Genomic DNA, 7,930 nt, shown 5'->3' with positions numbered 1-7,930 from the left:
CCCGATGGGCTTGCGTCCTGTTGCGGAACGGCGGGCCGTCTGGTTAGAAGGATGGGTGGCCGTTGCGCGGTACCCTGTCGTGACATCGTTGGCGCGGCTGAGAGCGGGACCGCGGAGTTGGGTGATGCGGGGTTGGGCGATATGGCGTGCATCGGTTTCTTCGGGCATCACAAATGCGGCACCACCACCATCCAACTGGTGCTCAAGTGCGTTTGCGAGGCCTTGGGGCTGCGCTACCAGAGCTACCATAGCCCGCTGCAGTTTGACGGCGACCTGCCGCGCTGCATCCGTGACGATGCAATCGATGTCGTCGCCCATGTGAATGCATTCTACGATCACGTCGCCCCGATTGAGGACCTCGTCGGCTTCCACGTCGTGCGCGATCCGCGCGATCTCGTCGTCTCCGGGTACTTCTCGCACCTCTACAGCCATCCGACCGAGGGGTGGCCCGCCTTGAGCGCCCACCGGAAGGCACTCGAGTCCCTGCCTAAGTCCGAGGGCCTGCTCCTCGAGATCGATTTCGAGACCAAAGTGCTCCACAACATTCGATCGTGGAACTATGGCGACCCACGGATCCAGGAACTGCGTTTCGAGACGATGGCCCTCTACCCGGAGCGCTTCTGGCGCGGGCTTTTCGACGCCCTGTTCCCGCGCGTAGAGAAGGGCGGACAGGTCACCTATCGGGTCTTGAACAGCGATCTACAACTCGACCGGCTGTTGGATTGCGTTCGCAGCCATTCCTTCGAGCGGCTCGCCGGCCAGCGCCAGATGGGCGAGGAGGATCCCAAACACCACTATCGAAAGGGCCTTCCCGGAGATTGGCGTAACCATTTCGGTCGGCGCGAGGCCGAGTATTTCGCCAAACGTCATGCGGACCTGCTGGTCGCCCTCGGCTACGAGAAGGATGACGCCTGGGTATCCGACTGCCCCTGAAGGGGCGGAGCAAGGCCTCTGGCGTTCCTGCGCAAACGGCCTCGATTGGCTTGCTCTTCGCGCCTGCTCTGCCATTCTAGGGCGCATGAGGTTGTTTCTTATTGCATTGCTCGCTTTATTCTGGGGCGAGAGCGCCCAGGCCCTCGAGGGGCCCCGCTGGTTGTGCGAGGGGGAGAAGACGACCGGCTTCCGCTTCGATGCCGAGACCGCCGACTGGCGAGAGGCGGGCTTTCCGTCGGAGGAGATGAAGTGGGTCTTCGCCACGCGGCAGATCGTGGACTATGGCGCGCTCGCCGAGCAGCGGGCCCGTAAGGCGGAAGAGGGGCTGGCGGAAGAGGGGCTGGCGGAAGAAGGCGCGCCGCCGGGGGACGGGGCGCTCGATTTCGAGGACGGCGACCTGCCCATGCGCCTCGTCTACAGCCTCAGCGAATACGGCAAGGATTGGCCGGTGCTGCAGTGTCAGGCGCGCGAGGTCTTCGCCACGCTCCAGTGCGAATTCGGGGCCTACGCCTTCGCCAGCAAGTTCTTCTTCCGGATGAACACGGAGACCAACCGCTTCATGCTGGTCTCACCCAACGGCTATGTCGAAGGGCCCGACACGGCGGAGGTCGCCCCGACCATCACCATCGGCCGCTGCACGCTGTTCTGAGGAGCCTGCGCATCGGGCCGGGCGCCACTATCCGGGGCGCTGCTATCCGGGGAGCTGGAACCTCATTGGAAGCTCGGCGACTGCTCGCCCTCGTCCTCGATGGTCAGGTTCTCCAGCGCGGCGTCGATCAGATCCTGATTCACCTCGGACTCGATGCCCAGGAACTTACACTGTGCCAGGATCTGGTTGACGATGAAGCGCGGCTGATAGGCCGCCAGCGCCACGTAGGGCATGGCCATGATCGCCTGATAGATGCCCTCCCGCTGCTGCTCGGTGAAGGTGAGGCCGGCGGCCTCGGCCTCCTTGTCCAGGATCGAGAGGAAGTGCTCCTTGGTCGGCGCCTCGATATGGATCTTGTAGGGCACGCGGCGCAGGAAGGCAGCGTCCATGATGTCGATCGGCCGCAGGTTGGTGGAGAAGACCACCAGCTCGTCGAAGGGCACCTCGAAAGACTTGCCGGTGTGGAGTTTCAGGTAGTCCACGCCCTTTTCCAGCGGCATGATCCAGCGGTTCAGCAGGTCCTTGGCCGAGACCAGCTGGCGCCCGAAATCGTCGATCAGCATGACGCCGTTAACCGCCTTCATGTGCAAGGGCGCGTCATAGAAGCCGGTCGCCTCGTTGTAGGCGAGGTCGAGCATTTCCAGCGTCAGCTCGCCGCCGGAGATGACCAGCGGACGGCGGCAGGCGACCCAGCGTTGATCGAGCCGCCCATAGCTCTCCCGCTCGTCCAGTTCGCCGCCGCCGATCTCGCCGCTGATCGAGACGTCCTGATGGATCGAAGGGTCGTAGAACTTGATGATCTCGGAGTCGATCTCCAAGGCATAGGGCAGGAGGACGCAGTCCTTGAACACCGTGCCGATCTGTGAGGCGAGCAGTGTCTTACCGTTGCCCGGCGGGCCGTAGACCAGGACCGCTTCGCCCAGGTTGACGGCCGGGCCGACCTTCTTGACGAAGCCGCGCGGCAGGACGGCACCGCGCATGGCCTCGCGTAGTTCCTCGGCGGTAACGCGGTTGCTGCGGATGGTCTGGCGCCGGGCGCGCGCGGCGAACTCCTTCATGGGAATCGGCGCCGGGCCGACGTAGCTGTTGCGATGGTAGGCTTCGCGCACCATGTCCCGACCGTCGGGCGTCATGGCGTAGCGCAGTTGCTCGGACATGCCGGCGCTGGACATGCCGATGATGTGCAGCAGCTTGCGCTCAATGGCCTCGTCCAGCAGCGTCTTCACGATGGAATAGTTGATGCAGAGGTTGGCCGCCAGATCGAGCGCCGTCTCCACCTTGCGCACGTAGATGGTCTTGAGCAGCAGCTCGAGCAGCAGGGACTGGCGCAGGCCCAACTCCTCCAGCGTTTCGGGCTCGCGCGGCAGGTCGGCCATGACGTCGCGCGCCACCCGGTCGTCCAGCGTTCCCTCGCTGACCATGTGGCGGGTCGCCGATCCGCCCTCACTGTGCTGCCGCTCAAGGGCTTGCATCGCCGAGTCACGGGAGACATGGCGGTTGCCCACCAGAATATCGATCAGTCGCATGATAACACCCTACCTTAACGGCCCCCCCAAAAACGCGGCCGATTCTAATCTACGGAACACCCGCTTTGCTCCGCCAGATCATTGTGAAGAATTGTACTCTATTATTCTTTCACTCCTTTTTACGGGAAAACTGGCGAAAAATGAAGTCTTGAAGGTACTCTGAAAGGCGATCTTTCTTCAGAAGCGATTCACCCGGTTCGAGCGCGGCGAGGCGGGACGAGGCAAGGCAGGCATGGAAGCGGGCTCACATCTCCAGGACGTTGTGGTGATCCTGGCGGCGGCCATCGCGGCGGCGGCGGCGTCGCGTTTGCTGCGCACCTCCGTGGTGCTGGGCTACCTGCTCGCCGGCACCCTCATCGGGCCGCACGCCTTCGGCCTCATCGGGCACAACGCCACGATCGACCTGCTGGCCGAGTTGGGGGTTGTGTTCCTGCTCTTCACCGTCGGCTTGGAACTGCCGTTGCAGCGCCTGAGAACGCTGCGCAACCAGATGGCGCTGAACGGCCTTTCGCAGATTCTGCTTACGACGGCGGCGCTCTCACTGCTGCTCTGGCTCTATGGGCTGGGCGGGACGGCGGCCGTGGTCGTGGCCGCCGCACTCTCACTTTCCTCGACGGCCCTGGTGCTGCGTCTGCTCTCGGAAAGCCGGGAGGTCTCGAGCCGCATGGGGCGTACGGCGGTGGCGGTGCTGCTGGCGCAGGACCTGGCCGTTGCGCTGATCCTGGTCTTGATCTCCATCGTCGAGCGCTCCCAATCCATCGCCTGGAGCGAACTGGCGCTGCTGACCGGCAAGATGACCGTGGCGATGCTGGCCTTCGTGCTTTTCGGGCGCTATCTGCTCTCTTCCCTGTTCCGCTACATCGCGGCGATCGGCTCGCCGGAGGTCTTCACCGCCTTTACGCTGATGGTGGTCCTGGGCAGCGCGATCTTCACCGACTTCGTGGAGTTGGGCATGGGGCTCGGCGCGTTCGTCGCCGGCATGCTTCTCGCCGACACCCGCTACCGACATCAGATCGCCGCCGACATCCTGCCCTTCCGCATGCTGTTGCTGGGCCTCTTCTTTCTTTCGGTGGGCATGGCGCTGGATCCCGGCTACGCCTGGGCCAACCCCTGGAGCACCTTGGGCGCCACGGCGGGCATCCTGGGCCTGAAGGCGGCGTTGCTGCTGCTGGTGGGCGCCACCGCGCGCCTGACGGTGGGGGAGGCCTTGCGCTTTTCCCTCCTGCTCTCCCAGGCGGGCGAGTTCTCCTTCGTGATCCTGGCCGCGGGCGCCATGGCGGGTCTTGTTCCGCAGGAGATCGCCCAGGCATGCGGCATCGCTGTGGCCATCACCATGTTGCTGACGCCGCTGCTGGCGGGCCTGGGGCGGCGCGTCCAGGGCTGGTGCGAGAGGAAGCGCTACTCCAGACCCGCGAACGACGAGATCACCGCAGACCTGGAGGGGCACATCGTGATCGCCGGGTTCGGCCGGCTGGGCCGCGATCTGGCCCGCCAGATGAAGGAGAAGGGCGCGCCCTACATCGCCGTCGACGCCAACAGCCGCAAGGTGGAAAGCGCCGCGGCGGAGGGAATCCCCATCGTCTTCGGCGACGTCACACGCCCGGACATGCTGGAGGCGCTGCATCTCCAGTCCGCGCGCGCGATCGCGGTCTGCCTCGACGACCCCGCCGCCACCTTGCGGCTGGTCGCCCTGGTCCACTACATCTTCCCGGATATGCGGGTGATCGCCCGCGCCTATGACGAGGCCCACGGGGAGGAGCTGCGCGCCTCGGGCGCCAATCAGGTGATTCAGGAGCTGTCGCCCACCAGCCGGCAGTTCGCGACCCATATCGAAGAGATCCTGGCGGATTGAAGGACCGGTTTTCCGTGATTAAAGCCACGGCGGCTGCTATGGCTTCAGCCGAATTCAGCGGCGATCACCGCCCAGGCGGGAAGTCTGGAGCGGTGCCACTGGCAAGGGACGACTGAGAAATGGACATGCTGAAGATCGTGGCGGTGCCGATTCACCGCGAGGGTGTGCGTTTCATCGCCATCTTCGCCGCGGTTGCGGCTCTGCTGTTTTTGCTTTGGGAGCCTTTGGGCTGGTTGGGCGCCGCGGCCACCGTCTGGTGCTACTACTTCTTCCGCGACCCGCCGCGCGCGGTGCCTCAGCGCGAGGGACTGGTGATCGCGCCCGCCGACGGCGTGGTCTGCCTGGTGGAGGAGGCGGTGCCGCCGGTCGAACTGGGCTTGGGCGAAGAGCCGCTGATGCGCGTCGCGACCTTCATGAACGTCTTCAACTGCCATGTGAACCGCGCGCCGGTGCCCGGTGAGGTGACCCGCATCGCGTACCATCCCGGCAAGTTCCTGAACGCCTCCCTCGACAAGGCGAGCGAGGAGAACGAGCGCAACGGCCTTGTCATCGAGACCGCGGGGGGTGACTCTTTCGGGGTCGTGCAGATCGCCGGCCTGGTGGCGCGGCGGATTCTCTGCGAGGTGGAGGAGGGCGTGCATCTGCGCGCTGGTCAGCGCTTCGGCCTGATCCGCTTCGGCAGCCGGGTCGATGTCTATCTGCCCAAGGGCGTGGCGCCGCTTGTGAGTGTCGGCCAGACCATGGTGGCGGGCGAGACCGTGCTGGCCGATACGAAGTCCAAGGAGGCGGCCCGCGCCGCCAGCCTGGAGTAGGAGAGGGAGCCGGCCTGAAAGCCATGAGCGAGCTGGACAAAAAACCCAAACTGGCGATCCGCCAGTTGATCCCCAGCCTGGTGACGGTGCTGGCGCTCTGCGCCGGTCTGACCTCCATGCGCCTTGGGATTGAAGGGCGCTACGGCACCGCCGTGGTGATGATCCTGCTGGCGGCCTTTCTGGACGGCATAGACGGGCGGGTGGCGCGCCTTCTGCGCGGGACGACGCGCTTCGGGGCCGAGCTCGACTCCCTGGCCGATTTTGTCAACTTCGGGGTTGCGCCCGCGCTGCTGGTCTACGTGGCGCTGCTGCAAGGGACCGGACCCGCGGGCTGGTTGGCGGCCATGATCCTGGCCATCTGCTGCGGGTTGCGGCTGGCGCGCTTCAACGTGACCTCGACGGATAAATCCAAGCCGGCCTGGACAGGCGCCTACTTCACCGGAGTGCCCGCCCCGGCGGTCGGCGCGTTGGCGTTGCTGCCGCTCTTCCTCGACTTCCTGGGCGTTCGGATCGCGGAGGATCTGCCCTTCCTGATCGCGGTCTACCTGATCCTGATCGGCTTGCTCGCCGTCAGCACGCTGCCGACCTTTTCCTTGAAGCGCCAAAGGGTGAAGCGGGAGTACGTCCTGCCGCTCCTGATCGTCTTTGCGGCCTTCGTCGGCTTGCTGCTGACCAATCCCTGGCTCGCCATGACCTTCGCCTGCCTGCTCTATCTTTCAATGCTGCCGGTCTCCTACCACGCCTATCGCCGTCAGGCGCGCGAGGAAGCCGCCCGCGATTGACAGCGGTGGTATGAAGGCATAAAGCCTAGCGCCCCAAAAGCCCGACCCGAGAACGAGGAATTGAGACCATGGCCGCCGCCAAGAACCCGCTGTTGTTGCTGTTGCCGCCCGTGATCGCGATGGCGCTGGTCATCGTGCTTTCCAATGAGTTGGTGCAGCATCCGATCAACGACTGGCTGACCTGGGGCGCCTTTTCCTATCCGATCGCGTTTCTGGTGACCGACACGACCAACCGTCTTCTGGGCGCGGGCAGCGCGCGCCGCGTGGTCTATGTGGGCTTCGCGCTGGGCGTGGCGCTCTCGCTGTTGGTCGACCTGCGCATCGCCATCGCTTCGGGCAGCGCCTTTCTGGTCGCACAGCTCCTGGATGTCTGGGTCTTCGACCGTCTGCGTCGGCAGACCTGGTGGAAGGCGCCGCTGGTCTCCAGCCTTCTGGGCTCGGCGGTGGACACCGCGCTCTTCTTCTCGCTGGCCTTCGCGGCGACCGGCTTGCCCTGGGTCACCTGGGCGCTGGGCGACTTCGGCGCGAAGCTCTTCATGGCCGCGACGCTGCTGCCGGTCTTCCGCCTGATCGTCGCCTACTACCCGGATAGGTTACGGCATGCGTGAGTATTATGAATTCTTGGGCGTTTCTTCTTATAAATAATAAATAAAACTATTAAAAGTAGCATATAATCGTATGTAACAATTTAAACGTTCAAACTGTATAATAGTTAAACTAGACTGTACCCTGTTATACTTAGGGTTTCAGTTATGAAGATTATACCATTTTGCCCGAAATCTGTTCTTTGCTTGCTTGCCGCAGCGCTGATCCTCTCGGCCTGCGCCAGTCCGCCGCGTGTTTCCGTTAAAGACCAATGGTCCACGACGCTTAGCAGCTACGGTTTGATCCCGATCTATCCCTTGAGGGAGGATGTCTTCGTCGGAGACCTACGTTTGGCGGTCAAAGACTCCGGCCGCTTCGAGTTGGGCTACCTCAACCTCGGGTACATCGACCTGACCGACGAGTTGGAGACATACAACGGCGGACGCATGGCGCTGCCCGCCACCAAGAATGTCGGTTGTCATGCTGCCGCTGCGGGGGCTGAAGGAGACCAGAAGCCCGAAGCATCGCGGCCCGGCGCGTGCTGGGCGCAGCCGACCGCTTCGCAGTCTCTTTACTCAGGCATGAATGGAGACGCGAACAAAAGCCGCCTCCGCTTGGCGGCCTTGCCGGATGTGGCGATCGTGAACGTCCGAGGCGGCGACCTCGGCGTTGGTGGCCCGTTGGGGGGCGCAGTGGCTGCGTTGGGGCTGGCAGGCCAGAGTGGCGAGAACCTCTCCATCAAGCTGCGGGCTATCGAGACGATGGAGGTGCCCCTTTCCGCGGCTTATTCA

At 64.1% G+C, this 7,930-nt stretch carries 8 protein-coding genes; 7 read left to right on the top strand and 1 reads right to left on the bottom strand.

Annotated elements, in window-relative coordinates:
* Positions 1-933: sulfotransferase domain-containing protein (locus P8X75_13475; protein ID MEJ1996191.1), on the top strand; the 933-nt coding region annotated here is incomplete at its 5' end.
* An 85-nt stretch (positions 934-1,018) separates the two neighbouring features.
* A complete protein-coding gene (locus P8X75_13470; GenBank protein ID MEJ1996190.1) occupies positions 1,019-1,582 on the top strand; it encodes a hypothetical protein in 564 nt (187 codons plus the stop codon).
* A 62-nt stretch (positions 1,583-1,644) separates the two neighbouring features.
* Here the strand turns inward: P8X75_13470 and P8X75_13465 are convergent, their stop codons facing one another.
* On the bottom strand, positions 1,645-3,108 hold the full coding sequence (locus tag P8X75_13465) for a hypothetical protein (GenBank protein ID MEJ1996189.1): 1,464 nt from the start codon (positions 3,106-3,108) through the stop codon (positions 1,645-1,647).
* Positions 3,109-3,340: 232 nt separating this feature from the next.
* On the opposite strand from P8X75_13465, the gene P8X75_13460 reads away from it, so the two are divergent.
* The 5 genes from P8X75_13460 to P8X75_13440 all read left to right on the top strand — a co-directional run.
* Positions 3,341-4,960, top strand: coding sequence for a cation:proton antiporter (locus tag P8X75_13460; protein ID MEJ1996188.1), 1,620 nt, complete (start codon positions 3,341-3,343; stop codon positions 4,958-4,960).
* A 119-nt stretch (positions 4,961-5,079) separates the two neighbouring features.
* Complete coding sequence (locus P8X75_13455; GenBank protein MEJ1996187.1) at positions 5,080-5,772, top strand: phosphatidylserine decarboxylase; 693 nt, start codon at positions 5,080-5,082, stop codon at positions 5,770-5,772.
* A gap of 23 nt (positions 5,773-5,795) precedes the next feature.
* A complete protein-coding gene (locus P8X75_13450; protein MEJ1996186.1) occupies positions 5,796-6,554 on the top strand; it encodes a phosphatidylcholine/phosphatidylserine synthase in 759 nt (252 codons plus the stop codon).
* 68 nt (positions 6,555-6,622) lie between these two features.
* A complete protein-coding gene (locus P8X75_13445; GenBank protein MEJ1996185.1) occupies positions 6,623-7,162 on the top strand; it encodes a VUT family protein in 540 nt (179 codons plus the stop codon).
* A gap of 144 nt (positions 7,163-7,306) precedes the next feature.
* The coding region (locus tag P8X75_13440) for a hypothetical protein (protein ID MEJ1996184.1) at positions 7,307-7,930 on the top strand (624 nt) is incomplete at its 3' end.

This window comes from Limibacillus sp., from assembly GCA_037379885.1.
GTDB lineage: Bacteria > Pseudomonadota > Alphaproteobacteria > Kiloniellales > CECT-8803 > JARRJC01.
Note: the sequence above shows the minus strand (reverse complement) of the source record. Positions and strands in the feature narration are given on the sequence as shown.